The following is a 26,968-nucleotide window of genomic DNA, read 5'->3' on the forward strand; positions in this document are numbered from 1 at the left end:
TTTAATCGAAAAACTTACATGAAGCAGTAACTTGAAAATCATGAAATACGTTCTCTGCAAAAGTTCGTTATACCTTTTGAATTTTTACATCCAGACCACAGTTGAAATTAGGTTATGAGGCAAGGTTGAAACATTTCTATTCGAGGAAGGTTAATTCTTCTTGGATTTATGCTTTAGAACTAGAACGCTAAGAGGAGGCAGGCAAAGATCTATAGAATTTTCATAGCTATGTATGTTGTATAAATCTGTTGATTTTCCTCCCATATTTCCTAGATTTGAGCCTCCATATTGACTCGCATCTGTATTGAAAATTTCTTCATAGAATCCGTCAACAGGCACACCTATTCTGTAATTTGAATGGTTTTGAGGGGTAAAGTTTGCCACTATTACTAACCATTCTCCATCAGTTTTTTCTCTTCTCATAAAACTGATTACTGAGTTTTTATTATCATCGCAATCAATCCACTGGAATCCGTATTCGTCAAAATCATTTCTCCATAAAGCTGGTTCTCTTTTGTATAAACTATTCAAATCATCTACTAATTTCTGTATTCCTTTGTGAGGTTCATAATTTAGAAGATCCCATTGCAAATCATCCCAAACATTCCATTCTTGGCGCTGCCCAAATTCCATTCCCATGAATATTGTTTTTTTGCCTGGGTGTGTCCACATATATGCAAGCAAAGCTCGTGTATTTGCATACTTCTGCCAGTCATCGCCTGGCATTTTGTGTAAGAGATGACTTTTCCCATGGACAACTTCATCGTGGCTTAAAGCAAGCATAAAGTTTTCGGTAAAGTTATAACAAATGGAGAAAGTAATGTTGTTTTGATTGAATTGTCTAAACCATGGGTCAATTTCAAAATAATCGAGCATATCGTGCATCCAACCCATGTTCCATTTTAGGTTGAAACCGAGTCCATCCATGTCAGTTGGCTTGGTTACACCAGTCCATGTGGTTGATTCTTCTGCAATAGAAAGTGCACCTGGAAAATGTTGAAAAAGAACGTGATTAGCTTGTTGTAGAAATCTGACTGCTTCAAAATTTTCATTCCCTCCATCTTCATTAGGTATCCATTCACCCTCCGGACGAAGATAGTCTTTGTAAAGCATTGAGGCGACTGCATCAACACGTATTCCATCTATATGAAATTGATCAAACCAGAAAATTAAATTTGCAACTAAAAAATTACGAACTTCATTTCGACTGTAATTGAAAATTAATGTACCCCATTCTTTGTGCTCACCAATTCTGGGATCTGAATGCTCGTATAGATGGCTGCCATCAAAATAAGCAAGTCCATGCTGATCTTTAGGGAAGTGGCCTGGGACCCAATCGAGAATGATTCCTATTCCCTCTTTATGGCAAGAATCAACGAAGTCACGAAACTCATCTGGTGATCCATATCTACTTGTAGGCGCATACCAACCAGTAACTTGATACCCCCATGAGCCATCAAAAGGGTGCTCTGAAATTGGCATAAGCTCGATATGAGTGAAGCCTCTCTCTTTGACATAGGGAATGACCTTATTTGCCAGCTCTTTGTATGTAAGCAATCTTGAGCCAGGCTTCATATCTGCTGCTGGAACGGGTGCTCTATGCTCTCCGTTTGAGTTGACAAATGGATCTTCTGAGGAAGCATGCATCCAGCTTCCTAAATGCATTTCATAAACCGATATTGGTTGCTTTAAAGGATCTCTGTTGTCACGCTTGGATATCCAAGACTGATCATTCCATTGAAATGAATCGATTTTTGATATGACTGAGCTTTTTGCAGGTCTTACTTCATGTTGAAAACCATATGGGTCGGCTTTCTCATAGCAATGTCCTTTTTCAGTTCTGATTTCATATTTGTATAAATCTCCCTCCCCTAGACCAGGTATGAAGAGTTCCCAAATTCCTCCTAATCGTTTTTGCATGGGATGGTGTCTACCATCCCATGAATTGATATCACCAATAACTGAAACGCTTTTTGCATGTGGTGCCCATAAGCAAAACATAACTCCTTGCTTGTTATCTATTTCAGTGAGGTGAGCACCCATTTTTCGCCATATGTGATGGTGATTTCCCTCCGCGAAAAGATGTCTATCGATTTCACCCATCCACTCTTTTCGGAAGCTCCAAGGATCATTTTGAACATGTTCAATGCCTCCTCTATTTACTTTTACTTGATAGTCAGTACCAGGATCTTTTTCCATAACTCCTTCAAAGATCCATTCGTGGTTTGGATTTTGTAACTGGATTTTCGTTTCTTTTATTATTAATTCAACTGCACTTGCCTCAGGCATCCATATTCGAATTATCCATTTATCTTTAAACGGTTGAGGACCAAGAATTGAAAATGGACTTTCATGTCTGCATTCAGAAAGTTTTTGTCCGTCATCTTTCAAAGAATCTAGAAGAATAGAGACGGTCATGACTTATCGCTTAAATAGCTAGTAAGCTTAATCCTATGCAAGTAAATATTGAACCCCTAAGAGGAAATAAGTGATTCAAATTTAAGTTTTGAATTCAAAAGTAAGAGTGAAATTGTAGTCACTAAGCAGTTAGGGCTAGGTGCTTCGCATAAATATTGACTCTGACCAGGATTTATTCCAATTGCTGGCCATCCAGATCCTGAGATTGAAATTCTTAAACGATCCCCTTCTTTAAAAGTGGCGAGAATTGGTTGAAGTTTGATTTGTCTTGCGCTTTTTATACCTTTATCACAATTAGCAATTCTTAGTACACCAGTAGAAAGTTGAGTAGCAGTATTCTCAACCTCATTTGGAATTATTGATAATGCAACGAACATATCAAAACTTTCCCTGTCACACTTGGTTTCTAAATAAAGAGTTGGAATACCCTCCAGCCTAAGTTCATTAAGAATTGGGTTCGATGTAAATACTGCGACATCAGGTCGAATATCAAGCTTAAATCTGTTCGTTTCACCAGCTGAATCACTTAGATGTCCTCCGATTGCTGGTACGGGTCTCCATGGGTCGTGAACTAAATTAACTTCACTATCTGCCTCTAACTCAGAATTATGGACTAGACGTCCTTCAAGATGACTGATTGAGGCTAAACCTTCACTACGAAGATTCCATGTAGGAGATTTATTTTGAATCGAAAGCTCCCAACTCTTAGTGGTTAGATTCCAAAGATTAATTTGAGGTAAATGAATCTTTTTGTTTTTTTCTTTTAAATGAGAATCAAAAAAATCTAACTGGGTGCGTTGTGCACTCTCCCACCATTGAAGATGAGTAGCAGGACCAATTAGTAATTTAGGAGTGCCTCCTGCCTTTTTAGATTTCTCGTAAATATCTAAAATCCCTTTCAGATGTGGATCCCACCAACCCCCAATTAGAAGCAATGGTTTTTTTAACCAGCTATCTAGTGGTTCATGGGTTTTCCATTGAGCATTTTTGCTACAAGAAAGATTTAGCCATTTATATGCCATCCCATGTGGGTCATTCTTTTTAAGTAAATCATGACCGTTATATAAATATTTTTTCGATTCAAGATTTTCACTGATTTCGTTCCAAGCTCTCCAATTTTTCTCTCTTTGTGCTTTTTGTGCGGCTAATTGCAAGCCCCATCCAATTCCTAAGTGCCACCAAAACGCTCCTCCTTCACAACTCCAATGCTCATCCTCTGAAAGGCCTGTCATTGCAGGGATAATACAATCAGGTGGAGGAGTACCTTCCTCCGCAATGAGTTGTGTTAACCCTTGATATGAAAAGCCGTATGTGCCTAGTAGGCCATTGCATTCAGGTAAGGATCGTACCCAATTATGAGTTTGACTAGTGTCTGATGCTTCTTGACTAAAACCTGAAAATTTCCCTTCAGATCCACCTTGACCTCGTACATCTTGTATTACAACTAGATAGCCCTTGCTAGCCCACCAAGAAGGATGAGCATAGGTAATTGTAGAAGCAATTTCTCTTCCATATGGCTGGCGCATAAGTAAGACAGGCCATGGACCTTCCCCCTTAGGCGACCAGATTCGAGATTTTAGTAATGTTCCGTCTCTAAGTTGTAAGTCTTCGTCCCTGTATCTTATTGAATTCATTATCTGTTTTAAAAAGTTTCTGGGCAATAAAGACCCCTTACGTACATAGAAAGGATTTCAGCATCAACTTCGCTTATATTCTTTTGTGTTGAAACTTTCTGAATAGATTTTTTTGAACCAGCTGAAATATTTTCTTTATTTAGTTCTCTAAAACTTTCACATATAGACTTTGCTTCATCAGGGTTCCTTTTTACACCCTCAAGAATTCTTGATTGAGCCATCGCTCCTTGACTGATTCCAAATGATGTAAATATTAAAGTGATTAGTAAACCATTCATTTCTTTTAGTTTACCTAGTTTTTTTGAATTATTTATATTCTATTACCTAATTGTTCTTGAGTAAATTAAATAATGTTTTTTTTCGCTTTCTCTATTAAAAAGTGAGCTTTTTTTAGATCTATTATTGGAACTCTTCCTGTTCGAAGAATTCTTTCAAAGCGACCAGTTTTGTGAACTAGCTCTTGAGGGGTAAGTCGTGAAATGGCCTTATTAGAAATTAATCCTGAGTGCATCAATAAGGCAGCTTCGTTAAGTTGAATATCTAAAGTACATATAAAGTAGGCTATGCATTTAAGTCTTTTTAGATTGCGAATACTACCTAGACTTCCATAGATCAGATGATTTATTTCTTCATCACTAATAGATAATAAAGAATCCCAAGTTTTTATATTATTTGATATGAGTATTTTTTCTTCTTGATAAAAGCTTTTAGGAAGATTTTTCAATAATGACTTATTATTCATCAGTCTCTAATGAGGTGATTTCTTCAATATCAGCATCATTAATTAAATATTCACTTGAAGAATAATTCCTGTCTGGTAATTCTATTATCTTTGATTCTTTTAAATCATTTATTAATTCTCCAAGAATGATTGGTTTACTTATTCCATCACCAGCAGATTCTATCTTTCTGAGCCTGACTTTAACCTGAGCGCCATTTCTTCCTCCTCCTTTCAAATTCCCAGCTATTTGTAATAACGTTGGTTTGATAGATTCTTTAGGGAAATTGTTTGATGCTTGAGCAACAACTAAATCAAATCCATTGTCATAAACGATAGGAGCATATTTGTAACCTTCGACATTGAATGGAGGAGTATAGCTTTGCTCAAAGGCCCAGCAACTAGCAGAAAGTAAAAGTGTGAAAATTGTTGTCCCAGTGAGTCGGAATTTGATTCCCCAGTTAAATAAATAAGCCAAAATAGTCAAGATGCCAAGTCCTGAGCCTCCCCAGGCTAACCATTTCGTAACATCTTGGATAACTTCAGTCATAGACATAGGCTGGTTTCTCCTGAATAGATTCTTTATAGTTTGTTAGCTCCCCTAAGTTTGAGAATAATGTTTCATGGGAGATGAGTGGAGTTCTAAAAGATTAAAGCGGTGGGGACTTGCTGGAACCTTTGCGGCGTTGGGTGGTGTTTTGATTTGGAGTGGCGCAGATCTAATAGTAGATAGGACTATAAGTCGTTTTTCTCCAGAAATAGAAAAAACATTATCTAATTCATTAGGTCATCCTTTAAAAATAGGTTCATACAGAGGGCTTAGACCATGGGGAGTTGAGTTGGGGCCAACAAGACTCCTCCCAGGTATTAAAGATTCTTCTTCAGTTAATATTTCAAATTTAACCATTAAATTTGCTCCTTTTGCCAGTTTATTTAATTGGCAACCAGTTGCAATATTTAGTCCAAAAGGAACAGAAATAATATTAAACAAAAATGATACTGGTTCTTTTTGGGTTGTTCCCCAGAATGAAAATCCTAAAAAAATAAACCTTCAACTAAAATTTAATTTAAAAGAACCAACCAAAATTGTATTTAATCGTGGGGATACGACATTATTAGCGAAAGGTCATCTATCTCTAAATCTTGCTAAGAAGAAGATTTATGGTGCGATTAATTTAGACTCCAAAAAACAAGGAAGTCTCTATCTTGCAGGAAAGGGGCATTGGGATGGAATCGAATTTAAAACTAAAGTAAAAATTAATAAACTTAGTCTTGGTATTTTTGAAGGGATTTTAGGAAAAAATTCTAATATTATTACTAGAGGAAAAGTAAATGGAAGTCTAAAATTGGCAGTTAAGAAAGGTTTGATAAGGTGTAATGGTGATTTATTATTTAATAATTTAACTCTAAGAGGAGGCCCTCTAAGTGATACCTTGTCTACAAATAACTCAAAAGTAAAATGTGATAATAATAAGCTTAGTTTGATTGATTCAAGCTGGAAATATGGATATTGGGATATATCTAATTCATCAGAAATACCATTTTATAAAAAAGATAAAACTTATATAAATTCTGTAACTACTATTAAAATTAAAGATTTTGATCACAAACCACTTTATTTAAAATTAAAATTACCAATTTCAGTAGTTGATAGACAATTTATTCCTGGAGAACTCAAGGCTAATTTTAATTTAGAATCTTTTCCTTTAGGTGCTTTAAATCCAATAGTAAATGCATCATTATCGGGTAAATTTGATACTAATGGTGACTTTCATGGCCCCTTATCTTCTCTGAACTCTACTATTAACCTTTCCTTAGACAATCCACAAGTTAATGGTATTAGATTAAGGGAAAAATGGAGAGGTTCTTTTACTCGAATTCCAAGTAAAAAGCAATGGGGGAGTTTGAGAATGAAATCAGAGGGTGCTTCTATCCCTGGGGATCTTCAAATTAATTTTAATAAGGACGGTAATTTTAATGATTTAAATTTAAATAGATTAGGAGGTAAAATAAGTCTAAATCCTAAATCAAATGCTTTTGAATGGGATGCTAATAAATTCAGATTAGATCGAGTAGAAATAGCTTTCCCACCAGAGAAAAGTTTTAAACGAATCTTTGGCGAAGTTTCAGGTAATGGAATATTTTCTCTTGACCCATTATTTCTGAATGGTGATATGAATTTAGATTATTTTAGATTGTTAGGCTTCAAATTAAAAAATGTAAGTATTAAAGGTCAAATTAAAAATTCTGAAACTAATTTAAAAGGTGAATTAATACCATCTGAAAATGGAAAGATTAAATTTGATATAAAAAATGGGTCCGAATTTTCTTTGTTAGCTCAAGTGAAGGATGTAAGCTCTAGTTGGATTACTGCTACAGCTTTAGACTTCCCTAAATTAGGATTGAAATATTCAGAAGCAATTGGTAAGGCTGAAGATTTAGAAAGATTTATAATTGGTTATTCCAATAGTTCTATAGATAGTCAGTTCGAAGCTTTAATTAGGTCACAGGATTCATATAGAGAAGAGATTGCCAAGAAAAACAATAAGAGCATCATTAATCCTTATGATCTTAATGGGAATATTAATGCTGATATTAAGTTAAGTGGTCCTAATCTATCTGATTTAAATTTAGAAGCCAAGGCTTTTGGCAAGGCTTGGACAAACAAATTTAAGATTATAAATTCTAATGATATAAAACCTTTTAAAGCTACTTTTAATGGAAATTTAGCTTCAGGTATGGGAGATTTTTCTTTACTTAATTTTAATTTTTCATTATTATCTTTACTAGCACCAATTCCTTCTTCAGTTGATGGGTATTTTGGTTTAAAGGGTAAATATAGTTTAGCTAATTCAACCCCACGAGTTACAGCCGATTTAATTATTGAGGATGCAGTAATTTATAATAGGAATATTATTTTAGATAATGGAAATATTTTATTTAAAGATAATTATCTAGAGTTTGATATTGCTCTAAGGGATAAATCTTCGACAAATCCTGTTAAGTTGGGTGGAAAATACCCATTAATTAGTTCCTACCCTATTGATTTAAAGGTCGAAAGTCATGGAGATGGGTTGGCGTTTTTGACTGGAATAACTAAAGGGAATGTCTCTTGGACCTCAGGGACAGCGGATCTAAGCTTGTTGATTAAAGGAACCCCTACAACACCCCTTGCGAATGGTTTTTTGGTTTTAAAAAACAGTGAGCTACTTTTTCAAAATAAAGAAATTAATAATTTAAATAGCACAATAGTTTTTGATTTCGATCGACTTGAAGTCCGTAATTTCGAAGCAAATATAGGAGCAAACGGTATCATTAACAGTCAAGGTGGAATTTCGTTATTTGATTCTCAATTAAGTGAAAGCGAGCCATTGGCTCTTTCTATAGAAAAAACACGTATTAAAACGGCATTTACTGACATCAGCACTTCATCTAACATTGTTGTTAAGGGATCTATTTTGCAACCTCAATTAGCAGGTGAAGTCTTTATTTCAGAAGGTTCAATTTTTGCTAAAAGAGCTAATAATCCAGATAAGACTACCTCTGAAAAATCTTATGGTTACAAAGATTCTAAGGTGAAAAGAATTCGTAGATTACCTGAACAAAACTGGAACCAGAGAGTCCCTCTGGTTTTATTTATTCAAGATGAAGATGCGCCAGCAAGTCGAATAGTTAGTACTGGCTTGCCTAATGGATTTGAATCGATAATATTTGACAATTTAAAGCTTGTACTTGGGCCATCATTACGATTAGTTTCTCAACCCTTGGCAAGCTTTGAAACAAATGGCTTCCTTCTCTTAAATGGTTCTTTTGACGAGACACTTGATGTTAGCGGTGTTGTTAAGCTTGTTAGTGGCTACGTTAATCTCTTTACGACTACTTTTAATTTAGATCAAAGTGAACCTAATGTAGCCGTATTTGTACCGTCCATGGGCTTAGTGCCATATGTTGATGTGACTTTGAAAAGCCGTGTTCCAGATAATGTGAGAGACGTAAGTAATTTTTCCTCTAATGGTATGGCATCATTTGGTATTGGAGGGTCTCGTTTTGTAAATGTAGAAGTGACGGCCTCTGGACCAGCAGATCGCATTAGTGAAAATTTTCAATTGAGGAGTACTCCATCTTTGGGAAGAAGTGAGTTGTTAGGACTTATAGGTGGCAACTCTCTCACAAATCTAATAAGTAGTGGAGGAAATAGTGATGTGCTCGCTAGCTTTTTGAATAGATCTTTTGCTTCTTATCTTCAAGGGAATATCAATGGGTTTTTAAGTGATAGGCTTCAAATATCTTTGTATCCTGCATATATAAGTGGATCAGATTCGGATGATGAAGGTAGTGATGTTAGTTCTTCAAGTACTAAACAAGAGGATACGAATTTGCCAGGCCAACAGGCATGGGTTGCTGAAATAGGAGTTGATCTTAATGATAAAGTTAATTTTTCAGTTCAGGCTGCTCCCAATCGACAAGATATTCCACCGAAAGGAAATATTACTTTTCAAATGAATCCAAATATAGGCCTATTAGGGTCGTTTGATAAAAATGGGAACTGGCAAAGTCAGCTCCAAATCTATTTTAGATATTAAATTAACAAATAGTTGAATAAAAATGATCTATTAGAAAAATGTTCATTTCAGAAGATTTTTATTTTTTTGTATTAATTGATTGCCATTACAAGATTAGTTTTTGCAATCAAGGCAACGAGTTATTTCGTTGCCTTGCAGCCAAGCAATCAAAGTAATACTTTAAAGATAGTGAAAAAATTATCTTTGATTAAATAGTTGATCAAAATCAAATGAGTACAAATTTTTTAGTTCCTGACCCTACGCCCCAGCTAATAAAAGTAGCAGAAAGTGCAAAAGAGGCTTCTGTTTTGCTTGGTCAATCCACTAATGAACAACGGTGTGAGACTTTGACTGAAATGGCAAATGCTTTGAATGATAATGCTGATGAGATATTAAAAGCAAATTTTCAAGATCTTGAAAGATCAGAAAAAGAAGGGTTGAATAAATCACTTTTATCAAGACTTCAGTTAACAAAAACTAAACTCAAAGGATGTATTGACGGGGTTCTCAAAGTTTCAAATCTTACAGATCCAATAGGTAATAGACAACTTCATAGAAAATTGGATGAAAACCTTATTCTTGAGAGAGTGACAGTTCCATTAGGAGTCTTGGGAGTAATATTTGAATCGAGACCAGATGCATTAATACAAATAGCGTCTCTTGCTGTTCGTTCTGGTAATGGAGCTTTATTAAAAGGAGGAAGTGAAGCAAAAGCCACCAATCAAGCAATAATGAAGTGTCTTAATAAGGGGTTAAGTAAATCAAATGTTGGTTCGGGAGCATTGTCTTTACTCACTACACGTCAAGAAAGTTTAGGCTTACTTCGTTTAGATCGGTTTGTGAATTTGATAATACCAAGAGGTAGCAATGAGTTAGTCCAATTTATTCAAGAAAATACACGTATTCCTGTCTTGGGTCATGCTGATGGAATTTGTCATCTATATGTGGATAATACTGTTGATATTGATAAAGCTATAAGCATAGCTTTAGATAGTAAGATTCAATATCCTGCTGCATGTAATGCAATTGAGACATTATTAATTCATGAAGATGTTGCCGAGATGTTTTTGAAAAAAGGCCTGCCAATTTTTTCTAGTGCAGGAGTTGCTCTTAAGGGAGATGCAAAGAGTCAATCTTTAGGGGTAAAAAACAAAGCTGATGAAGCAGACTGGTCTACAGAATATCTTGATTTAATTCTTTCAATAAAAATTGTTCGTAATGTAGACGAAGCTATTGAACATATTCGTAAATATAGCTCTCGTCATACTGAGGCGATAGTTACTGATAAGAAGGAAGTTGCTGAAAAATTTTTAAGTTCAGTTGATAGTGCAGGTGTTTATCATAATTGCTCTACTCGTTTTGCTGATGGTTTCCGATATGGGTTTGGCGCTGAAGTTGGGATAAGTACTCAGACTCTTCCACCAAGAGGACCAGTTGGTTTGGAAGGTTTAGTTACCTATCGCTATTATCTCAGAGGTGATGGTGACCTCGTTAAGGATTTTGCTTCTGGAGATAGAAGTTTTTCTCATATTGATCTACCATTATGAGTCAATTTAATAATTTAAGCGCAATTCATATAAAAGGTATAAATCTATGGGCCCATGTAGGTGTTTTAGAAAGTGAGCGAATACATGGTCAAAACTTCCTTCTTGACATCAGTTTTTGGTTGGATTTGAGTGAGCCATCCAAGCTTGATCAGTTAGATAAATCAATAGACTATAGCGAAGCAATTAAAGCAGTTAAAAACCTTTCATTTGAAATCAAATGCTTAACGATTGAATATTTTAGTGATCAAATTTTGAATCTCCTTGAGTCTCTATATGGTCCAGTTCCAATTTATATTTTGCTAACAAAATGTTCGCCACCAATACATGGATTTACTGGAAGTGTTCTTATCGAGAAAAAAAGGAATTTCTCATTTCCTATTAATTAATTGGATACAAATAAAAGACCAATTTTTCTTGTTCATGGTTTGTGGAACAATCCTAAATTATTTGAAAAATTAATAAAAAAAATAAAAGAAGATGATTATGAATTGTATAGACCACATTTGCCACACCAATATGGGAAAACATCTCTTAGGCGTTTAGCTCGAGATCTTGATTCTAAGATTGAGCAATTAGTGGGTCCTGCAATCGAAATTGATATTGTTGGTTTTTCAATGGGTGGATTAATTAGTAGATTTTGGTTGCAAAATCATGATGGTTTTTTAAGAACTAAACGTTTTTTTAGTATTGGTTCGCCTCATTTTGGTACCTATACAGCTCAAATGATCCCTTCATTTTTGATGCCAGGTATTGCAGAGATGAAAAGAGGAAGTAGTTTAATATCTCAATTAAACAATGACTTGACTGCCTTGGAAAAGGTTGAATGTACTAGCTTTTTTACAAAATGGGACTTGATGTCATTCCCAGGCTGGCAAGCAAAACTTGGTATTGGTGATTCTTATCACTTACCTGTGTTGACACATAAACAATTGATAACAAATTCTAGTTCTCTAGATATTTTAGCCAAAAAGATTTTTAATAATAGCTAATTAAGACCACTATGTCTTATTAGAGCTTCAGTAGAAGGAAGTCTTCCTCTAAATTGTTTGAAAACCTTATTAGGTGAACGACTACCACCAAGACTAAGAATTGAATCGCGATATTTTTTACCAATCTTTCGGACTTCTTCCTGATTAGCAAGGCCGGCCTCTTCAAATGCGGCAAAGGCATCAGAACTGAGTACCTCAGCCCATTTATAAGAGTAGTATCCAGCAGCATAGCCACCAGCAAAAATATGACTGAAAGCACAGAGAAATTGATCTTCAGGAATAGGATCCATCACTGTTGTATTCTTTGCGATTTCTCGCCGTAACTCATCTGGGGAAATTTCTAAATCTTTATTCCATTGACTATGGAGTTTTAGATCAGTAAGAGCAAAATGTATTTGTCTTAAAGTCGCAAGCCCAGAATTAAATGTTCTGCTTAGCCTCAATTTATTGATTTCCGATTCTGGTAATGGCTCTTTCGTCTCCCAATGTCTTGCTATTTCAGAAATTGTTTGATCCTCTAAGCACCAATTTTCCATAAATTGACTTGCTAATTCGACAGCATCCCATTCAACGTTATTAATACCGGCTGCTTGAGGGTAATTTACAGTTGTCAGCATATGTTGTAGTCCATGACCAAATTCGTGGAAGAGAGTTTCTACTTCCTCGAAACTCATCAGGCTGGGTTTTTCCGCAATAGGAGGTGTTTGATTGCAGACTAAATAGGCTACTGGGAGGACAATATCATCCTTTGTTTTTTGATTTCGGCAAAGACATTCATCCATCCAAGCACCACCTCTTTTTGTCGCAGGACGACTAAAGGGGTCTAGATAGAAAGATGCGATTTTCTGACCATCTAAATTTATAACATTGAAGAAACGGACATCTTCATGCCACAAAGGAACAGAATTACTTGCTTCTTCAATTTCAATTTCAAAAAGTCTTTTGCATAAGTTGAATAGACCATTAAGAACTTGATCTAAAGGAAACCATGGTCTGAGTTTCTCTTGGTCAAGATCGTATTTATCTTTGCGTAGAACTTCAGCCCAAAAACTTACATCCCATGGAGATAGCTCAAAATCTTCGTTTTCTCCATTTCTTTTGGCACACTCATGAAGATGTATAAGCTCTTTTTCAGCATGAGGCATTGCAGCCAATCGTAATTCTTCGAGTAACATCTCAACAGCATTTTCACTATCCGCCATCTTTGTGGCCAAACTAATTTCACACCAGTTTTTATATCCCAATAGTTTTGCCTGTTTGTTTCTGAGATCTAAAATTTCTTCAATTATTTTTTTGTTACTAATCTCTCCATCGCTAGCTCTGCTTACAAAGGCTCTATAAACTTTCTCTCTTAGACGTCTATCTTTTGCATAAGTTTGAAAAGGAATGTATCTAGGCATATCTAATCCAACTCTCCATGGACCATTTGATGATGATGGATCGTTGCCTTCTTCATCTTTGTCACCAGACTCCTTTGCCGCAAGAGCCAATGTTTCAAGTGTTCTTTCAGGAAGCCCTTCGACTTCTGACTTGTTTTTTAATAAAAGACTCCAATTCTTAGTCGCATCTAATACATTGTTACTAAAAGTAGTTGATAATTCAGCTAATCGCTCACTGCGAGAATTAAATAGTGCTTTTTCATTAGCTTCTAGACCAATTCCTTTGTTTTTCATCGTTATTAGTTCTGTCTCAATTATTCTGATTTGTGTTTCATCCTTTATGTTTCCATCCTCTTTCAAATTTGAGAGCGCCTTAAAAATGACTTCGTTTTGAGCAAGCTGATTACTAAATCTGACAATTGTAGGTTGCTGATTTGAATGAACCTCACGTAGTTCAGTGGAATTGCATACAGCATTCAAATGACTTACAACTCCCCAGCTCCACCTTAGCTTTTCACCTATATCATAAAGCTGAGGCATTACATCTTCCCAACTTATAGAGCTTTTAGTTGATAATTGTTTTTCGAGTTGTTCTTCTAGTTTATTTAATTCTCCATTTAGTTCTTTTATCAGTTTGGGTATATTTTCAGTAATCTCGCTAGGGGTGATTTTATCGTAATCAGGAAGACCTTCACCTTTTAATAGTGCTGTTTGCTTAATTGAAGTCATTTTTAGGTTCAAAAACTAACTGATTGGTACAAGGTTATTGGTAATTAATGATTGTGCGAGAGCATTTGTTGATACCTCATATAAATCAATAGCTATCCTTGGCCAAAAACCTATTACTAATGTAGGAACTAAGAGGCTTAAACCAATCGAAAGCTCTCTAGCATCCATTTCTTTGACTATCGATAAAGCGGGTATCCTTGGGCCAAAGAATACTCTCCTACACATTGAAAGAAGGTAGATAGGCGTTAAGACTAGTCCAATAGCTGCTAAAAGAATTGTTATTGCTCTAAATAAAGAGGTGAAGCCTTCTTGACTAGTTATGCCTAAAAAAACCGTGATTTCACTTATAAACCCACTCATCCCTGGTAAGGCAAGTGATGCTAAAGAACTGGCTAAGAAGAATGCAAAAGTAATTGGCAAAGCCTTTGCAAGACCGCCCATATTCGGGATTGAAAGAGTATTGGTTCTTTCATAAAAACTTCCAGTAACAAAAAACATTGCTGCAGCGATTAGTCCATGGCTAATCATTTGGAGCATCGCTCCACTGATTCCAAGTGCATTAACTGCACCAATCCCAACAAGAACAAAACCCATATGACTTACAGAACTGCAGGCTATGCGCCTTTTTACATTGTCTTGAGCAAAAGCATTTAGAGCGCCATAAATAATATTTACTATCCCAATAATGATTAAAGCTGGGGCGAGTATTAAATGAGTGTCAGGTAATATTTGGACGTTAAATCTTATAAGAGCGTAACCTCCCATTTTTAACAAAACACCTGCCAACAACATTGAAACCGGTGCATTTGCCTCCCCATGAGCATCTGGTAGCCAGGTATGAAGTGGAAAGATAGGAAGCTTTACTCCAAAACCAATTAAAAAACCTAAATAACAAAATATTCCAAAATTACCAGTAAACGATTTGGCTGCAATTTCACTTAAATTAAATGTAAATTGATCTCCAGAAAGAGCTAAAGCAAGCCCACTAATTAATATTAAAAGGGAAGCTAGAGCTGTATAAAGGATGAATTTTGTTGCTGCATATAGTTTTCTTTTCCCTCCCCAAATAGCAATCAATAAATATACAGGAACAAGTTCAAGCTCCCAAGCTAAAAAGAATAGTAAGAAATCTTGTGATAGGAAAACTAAAGCTTGGGCTGAAGCTTGAATCAGTAATAAAGCAAAGTAAAGCCTTGTTTTTTGTTTAACTTTCCAACTTGCAGCTGCGGACAAAAAAGTTATAAGCCCGCTAAGAACTACTAGCGGTGCAGATATACCATCTACACCTAATGACCATTCGAGTCCTATTGAAGGAAGCCACTGAAGCCTTTCAACCAACTGCAGACTTTCGCTACTTGGATCAAACAAATTGGCAAAAGCTAATACAATTATTAGAAAATCAGCTAATAAAATAACTAGGGCTATATTTCTTGGCAGATTAGAGTTTTTACTTTCTTGCGTTGGGAGGAAAGGCATTATCAAGGCTCCAACTATGGGTAGGAGAACAATGAGTGAAAGCCATGGAAATACTGTCTGAGAATCGATACTCATAGGCATATTGGCATCCATGATTTGGGGCAAGTCAGCCATAAAGCTATCAGTTTTTGTTCGTTTTCATGAGTAGAACTACCCAAAGGTGTTTGAAACACATTCACTTCCTCTTAGTTGGAGGCTCATTAAAGGAGCACGACTTGCTACACCAGCAGCTTCCCAGGCTTTGACCATTGCGACACTGACTTCTCGGCCTTTAGTCGCTTTGCACAAGGCAAGAATGCTTGGTCCTGCTCCACTAATTGCACATCCTAAAGCTCCGGCAGCCTTTGCTGCTTCTCTTACTTCTAACCCACCTTTGATCAGTCCCCATCTGTATGGTTCATGAAGCTTGTCATGCATGCCGTCTGCAATTAGATCCTCATTTCCAGTCCTTAGTCCTTGAAGCAGAAGCGTGAGGGCTCCTAAATTTATTACTGCATCATTTACTGGAATGTTTTCTGGCATGACACGCCTTGCTTCACTGGTGCTAAGGCGAATAGATGGGATTGCAACTACTGCTTTTATTGATTGATCCCAATCACAGCGGACTACGCGCCATCTGTCGTTTGCAGTTTTAGCTGTTACGCAAAGACCTCCTATTAAAGACGGAACAACATTGTCTGGATGACCTTCTATATCTATTGCCAGCTCCAATAATTTTTCCTTAGGCAAAGGATATCCAGCAAGTGCATTTGCTCCAACTAGTCCTGCCACAATTGCTGTAGCACTGCTTCCAAGCCCTCTTGCAGGAGGCACAGCTAATTTTACTCTTGCTTCAAGAGCGACAGGCTCAACACCTGCAGTTCTCCAAACTCTTTGCGCGGCTCGATAAAAAAGATTCTCAGGGCCGCCTCTTAAATGATTACCTTCAGTACTTTCCATTATTAATTCAAACCTTTCAGCATTACCCTCAATCCTTTTAATAGTGAACTGATTGGAAAGATCTAATGCTGCACCAAGACAATCAAACCCTGGACCAATATTGGCTGTAGTAGAAGGAACTTCTACTACGACAGTTTGTCCTATTTTTGGCGGCCCCATGTTTTTATCCTTTAGCTAAGTCTCCCATTTGATTCGGCACTTAAGCGTGCTCTGCAAGCTGAACTGAATAAAGTCGCTTCTGGATCTTTAAGAACAATCAATGGGATTTCCTTTAAATAAGATTGAAAGCGACCCTTATTACTAAATGCATTTAGGAAGTTAGAAGAGTTTATTCCATCGAGGTTTTTTGCGGCTGTTCCACCTGAAATCCATAACCCTGAAGAGCAAAGTTCTTGTAAAGCAAGGTCTCCAGCTGTAGATCCATAAGCATTTAGCCATAATTGCAAAGCCTCAGACATTAATTTGTCTCCGTTACTTGCTTTTTCCCAAACAAGTGCGGGTAAATCTGTGAAAGCTGATTTGTCACTATCCATTTTTTTTAAAGTTTCCTGAAGTGGGTGGTTTTCATTTAATGGATCATCCAATTTCCATCTCGCAATCATTCCAAGGCCAGTCCCACTGACTATTCTTTCAATCGATACTCTTTGAATATTTAGCTTCTTTTTTAGCCATTTGACTAATTCCCATTCGTTTTCTGTTCTTGGGGAAAATTCTCGATGACCTCCTTCACTTGGAAATATAAAAATGCTTTTAGGTGTAATTAATCCTCTGGACATTCCTAAGCCAGTACCAGCTCCAATAATTGCAACTAATTCTTGGTTGGTTTTGGTCTCAGGGTTTAATGTTCCTTGGATTACTTCATATTGGTCATTTTTGAAAAATGGAATCCCATATATTAAAACTGAGAAATCATTTATTATTTCAATATTATTTATTTTTGAAAGCTGAGATAATTCTTCTGTTGCTATATCCCAGCCTAGATTTGTAATCTTAACTTTATGATTATTTATTGGTCCTGCTACACCAATACAACCATATTCAGGGAGTGATATATAACCTGGTAAATGTTTAATAAAGTCTTCAAATATTGAGTAGAAAGATTTCCATTCTGACGAAATATAGTACTTTTCAAATAGTTTTTTTGGATGGTTCTCGTTTGAATAAACAGCTAATATTGTTTTAGTCCCTCCAAGATCTCCAGAAAGTAAATTCATTTGTTTTTAAAATAGTTTTGGCCTAGGATTGATTAACTTGTATACCTTTTTTACTAATTGATTCGTCAATTATTAATTTAAACTTATCAATACTCATATTTCCAAGATCTTTACCTTCTCTTGTCCTTACTGAGATTTCATTATTCTCTTCTTCCTTATCTCCAATAATTATCAAGAAAGGTATTCTTTGCATAGTATGTTCTCGTATTTTAAAACCGACTTTTTCATTTCTGATATCAATTTCAGCTCTAAACCCAAAGTCAACTAATTTATCTTTAGCACTAAAACATGCTTCATTATTTCTATCAGTTATGCCCATAATCATTATTTGAACAGGTGATAACCATGTAGGAAAATTTCCTGAATAATTCTCAATTAAAATACCAATAAATCTTTCAAAAGAACCTAAAATAGCTCTGTGAAGCATTACAGGTGTTTCTTTCCTACCTGTAATATCTATATAACTTGCATTGAGCCTTTGAGGCATGGAGAAATCCACTTGAATTGTTCCGCACTGCCATACTCTGTTGAGGCAATCTTTTAAGGAGAATTCTATTTTTGGACCATAAAAGGCACCTTCTCCAGGGAGTAGCGACCAATCTAATCCTTTTGAATCAAGTGCCTCAGATAAGGCTTTTTCTGATTTATCCCAAATATCATCACTCCCAACCCTTTTCTCTGGTCTTGTTGATAGCTTAATAAGAATTGAATCAAAGCCAAAGGTTCTATAAACCTCAAATACCAAATCAATAAAATTTTGGACTTCTTCTTGGATTTGTTCATCGGTACAAAATATGTGTGCATCATCTTGAACAAAATTTCTTACTCTCATTAAGCCATGTAGTGCACCAGAAGGCTCATTGCGATGACAAGAACCAAATTCTGAAAGTCTGATAGGTAGATCTCGATAGCTTTTTAAACCTTGATTGAATATTTGTATGTGGCATGGACAATTCATAGGTTTTATTGCATATTCCCTGTTCTCTGAAGTTGTAGTAAACATATCTTCTTTAAATTTATCCCAATGACCTGATTTCTCCCAAAGACTCCTATCAACTACTTGCGGAGATTTAACTTCTTGATAATCATATTTTGTGATGGTTTCCCGAATGTAATCTTCTAAAATTCTATAAATAGTCCACCCTTTAGGGTGCCAAAAAACCATACCTGGTGCTTCATCTTGTGAGTGAAAAAGTGAATACTTTTTCCCTAACTTTCTATGATCTCTTTTCTCAGCTTCTTCAATTCTAGAGATATATTCTTTTAATTCTTTAGAGCTTTTCCAAGCTGTCCCATATATTCGTTGTAGCATTTCATTGTTAGAGTCGCCGCGCCAATAAGCCCCGGATACTTTCATTAGCTTAAATACTCTTAGATGCCTTGTATTTGGCACATGAGGACCTCTGCACATATCAATATATTCTTGATGTTTGTATAACTTTATGATTTCATTTTTGGGTATATTTTTAACTATGTCTAGCTTGAAAATTTCACCTCTATCAGTAAAAACTTCCGCTGCTTTCTCTGGACTAACTATTTCAACACCTACATTATAATCTCTATTAACTAACTCTTTCATTCTTTTCTCAATTCTTAGAAGATCATCAGGAGTGAAGGTATCTTTATAAGAAATATCATAATAAAAACCATCTTCAATTACTGGCCCTATTGCCATTTTTGCTTCGGGGTATAATTGCTTTACAGCATGTCCAAGAAGATGAGCGAATGAATGTCTAATAATTTCTAGTCCTTCATCATCTTTAGATGTAATAATCTGTACATGAGAATTTTCAGTTATAGGAATACAAGTATCGATTAATTCCCCATTCACTCTCCCCGCTAGCGCTGCTTTTGCTAAACCAGGACCAATCTCTGATGCTATTTGATCTATGGTTACAGCGGAATCATATTTTTTTTCAGTTCCATCAGGTAATGTAATTATTGGCATAATTTCTACAAACTTGAATAAAATCCTAGAGCTTCTTTAACTCTATTTAATGTTAACTTAGAAACCTCCTCAGCAGTAAGCTTGCCTTTATTTAGTATTCTTTTTAACTCTTCTGGATCATTCATTAATTCTTTATATTTTGCTTGAATTGGTTTGAGAACGTTAATCATTGCTTCTGTAAATTCTGGCTTGAATTTACCCCAGCCCATTTCTGCACAATTCTCAGCTGCTTTTTCTCTACCTAGGCCAGAAATTATTGAATAAATTGTTAAAAGATTATCAGCTTCAGGTCTTGAAGGATTTCCGAATTCTAATCCTAATTCTGAGTCGGTTTTTGCACGTTTTATTTTTTTAGTAATTACATCTGGACTGTCTAACAAAGTAATCCTACTATTTTCATTTGGGTCGCTTTTACTCATTTTCTTTGTTCCGTCTGTGAGGCTCATGACTTTGGAACACTCTCTCAAAATTAAGGGATTTGGAACTTTAAGTATTGGATTATCTTTTGTTCCGAATTTTGAATTAACTCGTTGAGAAGCAATATCTCTCGCAAGCTCTAGATGCTGCTTTTGATCTTCTCCAACAGGAACCAAATCAGCGTCATAGAGAAGAATATCCGCTGCCATAAGGACTGGATAATCTAATAATCCAATAGATACATTGTCGCCTTGTTTAATTGACTTTTCCTTGAACTGAATCATTCTCTCCATCCAGTTTAAAGGAGTTAAGCAATTTAATATCCAGCAAAGCTCGCTATGGGCGCTTATCTGACTTTGAATGAATATTGAGCATTTATCAGGATTCATCCCACAAGCGATATACAAAGCCGCTGTAGATAAAGAATTTTGATAAAGAGATTTTGGGTCATGCGGAGTCGTTATCGCATGAAGATCAACAACGCAGACAAATGTTTCATAATTTTCTTGTAATTCAACCCAATTTCTTATTGCTCCAAGCCAATTACCAATATGAACATCTCCTGTGGGTTGAACACCAGATAAGACTCGCTTCTGATTCACTTATCCTTGCTCGCTTGTATTTGTGGAATCATCTTCGTTTGAACTTGCTTCTGTTGCTTCATCATTATCTTTTTCTGCAGGATCTTGAGCAACATTGTTTGCCTGATCAGTATCAGCTACCTCTTGTTGTTTAACTGGCTTTTCTGGTCTTGCAAAAGGGTTGGGCTTTGTGTTGGCTGAGTTGTTATTTTCACCGTTATAGTTTCCCCTGTTACCCCTGCCTCTTCTTTGGTCATTGGCGGGCGCTTGAGACCTATATTCGTTGACTAAATTTTCAAGACTTCCGTCTTCAAGCATCTGGGCAAGAGTTCTTACTGCGAAACCTAAAACAGCAACAGTAGAACGAAGATTAAAGGCTTCTTGTAATGATCTAGCTGCTCGCATTTCATTATCACTTAAGCGAATACGAAAGCCTCCCTCTCTATTGTTAGGACCTCGGCCACCTCTGAAATTATTACGACCATTTTGTCTTTGGTTTTGGAAATCGCCACCACCTGACTGATTATTGGTGTAAGAGTCACCCATGAACATATTTGCCAATAGGGGCAAGTGTGACGCATAGCCGGTACTTTTGCGACATATTTGAATATCTTGATTAGCACTTTCACATCTAATGATATTGATCCCAGCGGAATGATTTGATTTCTTTAGGCATAAATTTTTCTTCTTAAAAACGTAAAACCTTCTTTCTTTGCGGTTATTAAGGGAAAATTTGCTTTAAAATGAAAGTTAGCTAAGAAGAAACTGTATTTATTCAAATCGTGGAAAATCATTCATTAACAAAATCTCCTCTCTCCTTACCTTCTTTTTCGATTCCGAAAATTAGTCTTTTTATTGGGCTAACTATTACAGGTCAATGGGTTTTAAGTGATGTGGCCCATATCCCTGGGGGTGGACTTGGATTGCTATTAGGACTTGGTTGTATTTTTTATTTTTTAAAACCAGGAAAGGTTTCATTTGATGCTCCCTCTACTGTTCAAGGATGGGTAAGAAGATGTCATGACGTTTTAGAGAATTTCGAGTACTTACTTGAGGATGGAGAGCAAAGTGAAAGGAAAAAAGAAAGAATTAATTCCTTGCAAAAGATTATTGATAGAAGCGAAGATCAAAGCATTGGTTTCTTGAAAACAAAAGGCGTAAAACTACCTGATAAAGAGCAATTGGAAAAAGTTTTAGGAATAAATAATCAAATAAAAGTTTCTTTTCCATCAGCTCTTCCTGTAAGAGATCGAAATTGGATTTTGCCAGATTTAATCCAAGAGCAAGATTTTATTGTTTATTCTTTGGCACTTCCAATGAGCGCAGCTGATCTTTTGTGGATTAAAAATATCCCTACAGATCAGCCAGCCTGGCTAATGGTTGCCAGTAAAGAATCTACTGATTGGTCTGATGAGCGAAATGCATTAGAGGCTCAATTGCCAGATAGATGGACAAACAGAGTATTGAAATGGGATGGATCTCAAACAGAAATGGCAACGGTTCTTTCTCCAATTAAGAAACTTCTTGAAAATCCAAAGAAGAATACAGACATTACTAAGCAAAGACTTTTGTCTCGATTGCATACTTCTTGGCAAAAAGATTTAGAAAAATTAAGAAGAGAAAAATTCAAGGTTATTCAAACAAGATCTCAGTGGATAGTTGCTGGTATCGTTTTCGCCTCCCCTGTCGCCTCAACTGATTTGCTTGCAGTTGCAGTGGTTAATGGCTTGATGATCAAAGAAATGTCGAAAATATGGTCTTCCAAAATGAAGCCTGAATTGCTTGAGGCGGTCTCACGACAACTAGCAATGGCTGCAATTGCTCAAGGAGTGGTCGAATGGAGTGGACAGTCCTTGTTGAGCTTGGCAAAGCTTGATGGCTCCTCTTGGGTTGCTGCTGGAACAATTCAGGCCTTGAGTGCTGCTTATTTAACAAGAGTGGTTGGGAGATCAATGGCTGATTGGATGGCTCTCAATAATGGAGTAACTCAACCTGATTTAGAACTTATTAAGCAACAAGCTCCTCAACTAGTATCACAAGCTGCTGAGCTAGAAAGAGTTGATTGGGTGGCTTTTTTAAAGCAATCAAAAGAATGGATTCATTCTCAATCTATTAATTACAAAGTTAAATCAGTTTAAGTTTATAACTTTTCTTCTGGTATATCTTTGACTTATATTTAGATAAAATATTAATATTTTCTAATTTCAAATATATGTTTAATAAAAAGGTTTTTTCTGAGTATATTTATAAGAAAAATAAGATACTTAGTTTATCTATTTTTCTTGCATTAAATATTTTATTCCTGACAGGATGTGTAAATAAAAACACTTATAGAACAAGCAATGATAAGCCTTTCGTTTTAACTACTTTTACAATTTTGGCCGATCTTGCTAGAAATGTTGCTGGGGATAGACTTATAGTTAAATCAATAACGAAACCAGGAGCAGAAATCCATAGTTATCAATTTACACCTAGTGATATTGTAAAAACTAAAGGAGCAAAACTGATTATTGAAAATGGTTTAGGTCTTGAAGCATGGTTTTCGAAATTTATGATTAGCACGGGTGATATTCCCAATGTGAAATTAACCGAGGGGATGAAGCCATTATTGATAGAGGGAGATGCTTATTCAGGGAAGCCAAATCCTCATGCCTGGATGTCGCCCAAAAGAGCTATGAATTATGTAGATAAAATAGTTGATGCTTTTATTAAAATCGATCCTGATGGAGCTCTTGAATACTCATCTAACGCTTCAACCTATAAAGCTAAACTTGAAAGGCTTGATAAAGAGCTAAGAGATTCTTTATTCTCTATTCCTAAAGAAAGAAGATTTTTGGTGACATGTGAAGGAGCCTTTACTTATCTGGCCCGTGATTACGGAATGAAAGAGGCATATTTGTGGCCAGTTAATGCTGAAAGTCAAGTAACCCCTAGGAGAATGGTGAATCTAATAAAAAAAATCAAAGAAAATGAAGTCCCAACAATTTTTTGCGAAAGTACTGTCAGTGCAGATGCACAAATGGAAGTCGCGAAATCAAGCGGAGCTTTTTTTGGTGGGACCTTCTACGTTGATTCACTCTCAGATCTAAATGGTCCTGCTCCTACCTATATAGATTTACTAAGGCACAATGTTCGATTAATTACTAAGGGCCTATCCATTTCAGAAGTTAAAAAATAATGAACCCAATTTTTAAAAGCCATGAGAAAGATTTTATGCGTATTGAGGCAGACCAAGTTTGTGTTGACTACAACGGCACAGTCGCTCTATATGACGCAAGTTTAAATTTAAAAGCGGGATCTATATGTGGTCTTGTGGGGATGAATGGTGCAGGAAAATCAACTTTTTTCAAGGCTCTAATGGGTTTTGTTAGGCCTTCAAGGGGTAAAATCAGGATAAATGGTATAAAGGTTAATCAAGCCCAGAAGGAGCAATCGGTTGCATATGTTCCACAAAATGAAGGTATAGATTATTCATTTCCCGTTAGCGTTTGGGATGTTGTGATGATGGGGAGATATGGCGCTATGAATATTTTCCGAATACCAAGAGAATCTGATAGGAGAGCCGTTGTTCATGCCCTTGAAAGAGTTGATCTTTTGGATCTCAGAGAGAGACCAATAGGATCTTTATCAGGAGGGCAACGCAAAAGAGCTTTTCTTGCAAGAGCAATTGCTCAGCGGGCATCAGTACTTCTTTTAGACGAGCCTTTTTCGGGCGTTGATGTCCCTACTGAAAAGCTTATGGCTGAGCTATTTCTTCAGTTTCGACAAGAAGGTCATACTATTTTGATATCTACTCATGATTTGAATCATGTGAGAGATTTTTGTGATTTTGTTGTCCTAATCAATAAGACTGTTCTTGCTTATGGTGAAACCTCGCAAGTTTTCACTTCGGAAAATCTAAATAAAACATTTGGAGGTATTCCACCAAATCCTTTATCAGGGCCCACTTCAAGTAAAGATTTTATAAATGAGTGAATTTCTAATTTCCATTACGCCAATTGATTGGCTATTGGATCCATTAACTCATGACTTTATGAGAAGAGCTTTAATGGTTAGCGCATTAGTGGGAGGTGTTTGTGGCCTTTTATCTTGTTATATGACCTTAAAAGGTTGGGCATTAATGGGTGACGCGGTTTCCCATGCGGTTATGCCAGGGGTGGTTGTCGCTTATGCATTAGGGCTCCCTTTTTCCTTAGGTGCTTTTGTTTTTGGAGTTGGTTCAGTTGCTTTGATTGGATTTGTTAAACAGAAATCTAGAATTAAAGAAGATACAGTAATAGGACTTGTTTTTACTGGCTTTTTTGCATTAGGCCTTGTATTGGTTTCAAAAATTAAAAGTAATATTGATCTAATGCAAATACTTTTTGGAAGTCCTCTAGGAATTTCTCGTTCAGATGTTAACCAGACTTTAATAATTTCGTTTATTGTTATATCTATATTGCTTATATTTAGAAAAGATTTAATGCTTTATTGTTTTGATGCTAAGCATGCTAGATCTATAGGAATTAATACAGGTATACTCCATTATTTATTATTAACTTTACTATCTCTATCAGCAGTAGTTGGTTTGCAAACTGTTGGTATTATTCTTGTAGTAGCAATGCTTATTACGCCTGGTGCTACAGCATACTTGCTAACTGATCGTTTTGATCAAATGACTTTATTAGCAGTTATTAGCAGCTCATTCTCAAGTATTCTAGGTGTTTATATAAGTTATTGGTCCGATATTGAAACAGGTGGATCTATCGTTTTAGTTCAAACATTAATATTTCTAATAGCATTTTTATTCGCTCCAAGATATGGAATATTTAAAAACCAAACTTTTATAAATAATAATTAAATCTAGCAAAAAATGAGCAACCTTTCTACTGAACAAAAATGGAGTTGGTGGCCACTTTTACCGCTCTATCCTTATGGAAGAAAAAGAACAATATTCAAGGAATTAGTTCCTGGTCAGATTTGGAGTTTTGAACAACTTCAGGGTATTTATTATGTAGCTGTCCCAGTGAGGCTATTGGTTGTAAGAGTAAAGAATGGATTGATGATAATTAACCCTCTCCCTCCTACCGAAGAATTGCTAAGGGACATTGATGTAATTGTGAAAAAAATCGGTCCTGTAAAAACAATTGTTTTACCAACGGCCTCTGGTTTGGAACATAAAATTGCTCTTCCTGCTTTGGCTAGAGCCTTTCCTGATTCAAAAATATGGGTTTGCCCAGGGCAATGGAGTTTCCCATTTCAGTTGCCTTTTGATTGGTTGGGAATTCCCTCTAAAAGAACAAATATCTTATTGGCTGATGGATTCCCTCATAGTGATTATTGTGAATGGATTTCATTGGGACCAATTGATATTGGATTAGGACGCTTCCAAGAAATATCTTGTTTTCATAAACCATCAAAATCTTTATTGGTTACTGATGCACTTGTGGGAATTGAAGATACTCCTCCAGAACTTTTTGATTTAGACCCTACCCCTTTATTGTTTCATTCAAGAGAGAAGGGTGTTGAAGAGCTTATCGATACGCCAATTGCAAGAAAAAAAGGATGGCTTCGCTTGGTTCTTTTTGCTTCCTACTTAAGACCTGAAAAGTTGGAGATACCAAAAATAAAAGAAATTTTTGGAAACGCTTTTAAACCAAATTTAAGAAATAAAAGAGCACATTTTGGGATATATCCTTTCTCTTGGCAGAAAGGCTGGGAGTTGTCTGCTAAAAAACTTGTCGGGAAAAACAACACTCCTCTCATACAAATAGCTCCTGTAATAGAAAGGCTGGTTTTCCCTAGAGGAAAAAAGGCTTTAATAACTTGGTTAAATAAAGTTGAGGCCTTACAAGGTATTTCATGGCTAATTTCTGCTCACTACAGCGGCAAAGTTAGATTTTCAAACTATGAAATAAAAGCATTAAAAAATAAAATTAATAATTCCGACTGGGCTAACAGCAAAGGTGATTTTGGATTTTTGAGTTGGTTAGATCAAAAATTATTGAAAATCGGTATAGTCCCTACAGACCCTCTAGAAAAATTTGGGGATTAAATTTTATCTGGGTCGACTGACATTTCCTCGTCGGACAAAAGTGTTTCCTCTAATTGTTTCCTTTGCTCCATTTGTCTAAGGAAATACCCTGTCATCATCGCAGAGGCTAATAAACTAGCCAAATTGTCCTTGCTAGAAGTTACTTTTACCTCAAATTGCTCTCCAGGAAGCATTCCAAGTAAACCTTGAACATTGTGTCGGATTATTTCTTGAATTTCGGGACTGGCAGATTTTGCGACTCTTTGCAAAACGTCAGCAGGTTGATCTTGTAAGTACTGAATTAGAGCATTTGCCTCATGGCCCTCATTATTGTCTGTAGCTAAAAATTCAGGATTAAACATCCAGTTTTTTCCATTTAATTACACAATATCGCAAAACGTACT

Annotated in this window: 22 protein-coding genes; 9 read left to right on the forward strand and 13 right to left on the reverse strand. The window is 36.0% G+C overall.

Annotated elements, in window-relative coordinates; all coding sequences use genetic code 11:
• Window positions 1-150 precede the first annotated feature (150 nt).
• The 5 genes from glgB to SIB53_RS07090 all read right to left on the reverse strand — a co-directional run bounded on the left by glgB (window position 151) and on the right by SIB53_RS07090 (window position 5,320).
• On the reverse strand, window positions 151-2,418 hold the full coding sequence (gene glgB / locus SIB53_RS07070; RefSeq protein WP_413677549.1) for a 1,4-alpha-glucan branching protein GlgB: 2,268 nt from the start codon (window positions 2,416-2,418) through the stop codon (window positions 151-153).
• A gap of 56 nt (window positions 2,419-2,474) precedes the next feature.
• A complete protein-coding gene (locus tag SIB53_RS07075) occupies window positions 2,475-4,052 on the reverse strand; it encodes a CocE/NonD family hydrolase (protein WP_413677550.1) in 1,578 nt (525 codons plus the stop codon).
• Between the two features lie 8 nt (window positions 4,053-4,060).
• Window positions 4,061-4,330 (reverse strand): hypothetical protein, encoded by a 270-nt coding sequence (locus tag SIB53_RS07080; RefSeq protein ID WP_413677551.1) that lies wholly within the window; start codon window positions 4,328-4,330, stop codon window positions 4,061-4,063.
• A gap of 65 nt (window positions 4,331-4,395) precedes the next feature.
• Window positions 4,396-4,794 (reverse strand): DUF4332 domain-containing protein, encoded by a 399-nt coding sequence (locus SIB53_RS07085; RefSeq protein ID WP_413677552.1) that lies wholly within the window; start codon window positions 4,792-4,794, stop codon window positions 4,396-4,398.
• Complete coding sequence (locus SIB53_RS07090; protein ID WP_413677553.1) at window positions 4,787-5,320, reverse strand: Ycf51 family protein; 534 nt, start codon at window positions 5,318-5,320, stop codon at window positions 4,787-4,789. The genes SIB53_RS07085 and SIB53_RS07090 overlap by 8 nt, the downstream gene beginning before the upstream one ends.
• 73 nt (window positions 5,321-5,393) lie before the next feature.
• Between SIB53_RS07090 and SIB53_RS07095 the strand changes: the two genes are divergently transcribed.
• From SIB53_RS07095 to SIB53_RS07110, 4 genes are all read left to right on the forward strand, one after another.
• Window positions 5,394-9,353: a translocation/assembly module TamB domain-containing protein gene (locus SIB53_RS07095; protein WP_413677554.1), complete on the forward strand. Its 3,960-nt coding sequence runs from the start codon at window positions 5,394-5,396 to the stop codon at window positions 9,351-9,353.
• Between the two features lie 209 nt (window positions 9,354-9,562).
• On the forward strand, window positions 9,563-10,879 hold the full coding sequence (locus SIB53_RS07100; RefSeq protein WP_413677555.1) for a glutamate-5-semialdehyde dehydrogenase: 1,317 nt from the start codon (window positions 9,563-9,565) through the stop codon (window positions 10,877-10,879).
• Window positions 10,876-11,265 (forward strand): dihydroneopterin aldolase, encoded by a 390-nt coding sequence (locus SIB53_RS07105; protein ID WP_413677556.1) that lies wholly within the window; start codon window positions 10,876-10,878, stop codon window positions 11,263-11,265. Before SIB53_RS07100 ends, SIB53_RS07105 begins: the two co-directional genes overlap by 4 nt.
• Window positions 11,266-11,868, forward strand: coding sequence for an esterase/lipase family protein (locus tag SIB53_RS07110; RefSeq protein ID WP_413677557.1), 603 nt, complete (start codon window positions 11,266-11,268; stop codon window positions 11,866-11,868).
• On the opposite strand, the gene SIB53_RS07115 is transcribed toward SIB53_RS07110, so the two are convergent.
• Genes SIB53_RS07115 through SIB53_RS07145 form a run of 7 tightly spaced genes read right to left on the reverse strand, consistent with a single transcriptional unit; the run spans window position 11,865 to window position 21,103 of the window.
• Window positions 11,865-13,976 (reverse strand): M3 family metallopeptidase, encoded by a 2,112-nt coding sequence (locus SIB53_RS07115; RefSeq protein ID WP_413677558.1) that lies wholly within the window; start codon window positions 13,974-13,976, stop codon window positions 11,865-11,867. The genes SIB53_RS07110 and SIB53_RS07115 overlap by 4 nt on opposite strands.
• Window positions 13,977-13,991: 15 nt before the next feature.
• Window positions 13,992-15,545, reverse strand: coding sequence for an NAD(P)H-quinone oxidoreductase subunit 4 (locus SIB53_RS07120; RefSeq protein ID WP_413679132.1), 1,554 nt, complete (start codon window positions 15,543-15,545; stop codon window positions 13,992-13,994).
• Between the two features lie 57 nt (window positions 15,546-15,602).
• The gene (gene thrB / locus SIB53_RS07125; RefSeq protein ID WP_413677559.1) at window positions 15,603-16,550 is read right to left on the reverse strand and encodes a homoserine kinase; all 948 of its coding nucleotides are present in this window, start codon (window positions 16,548-16,550) and stop codon (window positions 15,603-15,605) included.
• A gap of 11 nt (window positions 16,551-16,561) precedes the next feature.
• A complete protein-coding gene (locus SIB53_RS07130) occupies window positions 16,562-17,605 on the reverse strand; it encodes a glucokinase (protein ID WP_413677560.1) in 1,044 nt (347 codons plus the stop codon).
• 22 nt (window positions 17,606-17,627) lie between these two features.
• A complete protein-coding gene (thrS, locus tag SIB53_RS07135; RefSeq protein WP_413677561.1) occupies window positions 17,628-19,553 on the reverse strand; it encodes a threonine--tRNA ligase in 1,926 nt (641 codons plus the stop codon).
• Window positions 19,554-19,558: 5 nt separating this feature from the next.
• Complete coding sequence (gene trpS / locus SIB53_RS07140) at window positions 19,559-20,572, reverse strand: tryptophan--tRNA ligase (RefSeq protein WP_413677562.1); 1,014 nt, start codon at window positions 20,570-20,572, stop codon at window positions 19,559-19,561.
• Window positions 20,573-21,103 (reverse strand): hypothetical protein, encoded by a 531-nt coding sequence (locus SIB53_RS07145; protein WP_413679133.1) that lies wholly within the window; start codon window positions 21,101-21,103, stop codon window positions 20,573-20,575.
• Window positions 21,104-21,333: 230 nt separating this feature from the next.
• On the opposite strand from SIB53_RS07145, the gene SIB53_RS07150 reads away from it, so the two are divergent.
• The 5 genes from SIB53_RS07150 to SIB53_RS07170 all read left to right on the forward strand — a co-directional run bounded on the left by SIB53_RS07150 (window position 21,334) and on the right by SIB53_RS07170 (window position 26,585).
• Window positions 21,334-22,689, forward strand: a complete 1,356-nt coding sequence (locus tag SIB53_RS07150; RefSeq protein WP_413677563.1) for a YcjF family protein — start codon at window positions 21,334-21,336, stop codon at window positions 22,687-22,689.
• Window positions 22,690-22,763: 74 nt separating this feature from the next.
• On the forward strand, window positions 22,764-23,729 hold the full coding sequence (locus SIB53_RS07155; RefSeq protein ID WP_413677564.1) for a metal ABC transporter substrate-binding protein: 966 nt from the start codon (window positions 22,764-22,766) through the stop codon (window positions 23,727-23,729).
• Window positions 23,729-24,526, forward strand: a complete 798-nt coding sequence (locus SIB53_RS07160; protein WP_413677565.1) for a metal ABC transporter ATP-binding protein — start codon at window positions 23,729-23,731, stop codon at window positions 24,524-24,526. The genes SIB53_RS07155 and SIB53_RS07160 overlap by 1 nt, the downstream gene beginning before the upstream one ends.
• Window positions 24,519-25,391, forward strand: a complete 873-nt coding sequence (locus tag SIB53_RS07165; RefSeq protein ID WP_269605073.1) for a metal ABC transporter permease — start codon at window positions 24,519-24,521, stop codon at window positions 25,389-25,391. The genes SIB53_RS07160 and SIB53_RS07165 overlap by 8 nt, the downstream gene beginning before the upstream one ends.
• Before the next feature lie 12 nt (window positions 25,392-25,403).
• Entirely contained in the window at window positions 25,404-26,585 is a 1,182-nt protein-coding gene (locus SIB53_RS07170) for a DUF4336 domain-containing protein (RefSeq protein ID WP_413677566.1), read from the forward strand.
• Here SIB53_RS07170 and SIB53_RS07175 read toward each other — a convergent pair.
• A complete protein-coding gene (locus tag SIB53_RS07175) occupies window positions 26,582-26,926 on the reverse strand; it encodes a DUF760 domain-containing protein (protein WP_011293575.1) in 345 nt (114 codons plus the stop codon). The two genes, SIB53_RS07170 and SIB53_RS07175, sit on opposite strands and share 4 nt — an antisense overlap.
• Between the last annotated feature and the right edge of the window lie 42 nt (window positions 26,927-26,968).

Origin of the sequence: Prochlorococcus sp. MIT 0916 (genome assembly GCF_047305155.1) — a bacterium.
In the GTDB taxonomy this organism is placed as follows: domain Bacteria; phylum Cyanobacteriota; class Cyanobacteriia; order PCC-6307; family Cyanobiaceae; genus Prochlorococcus_B.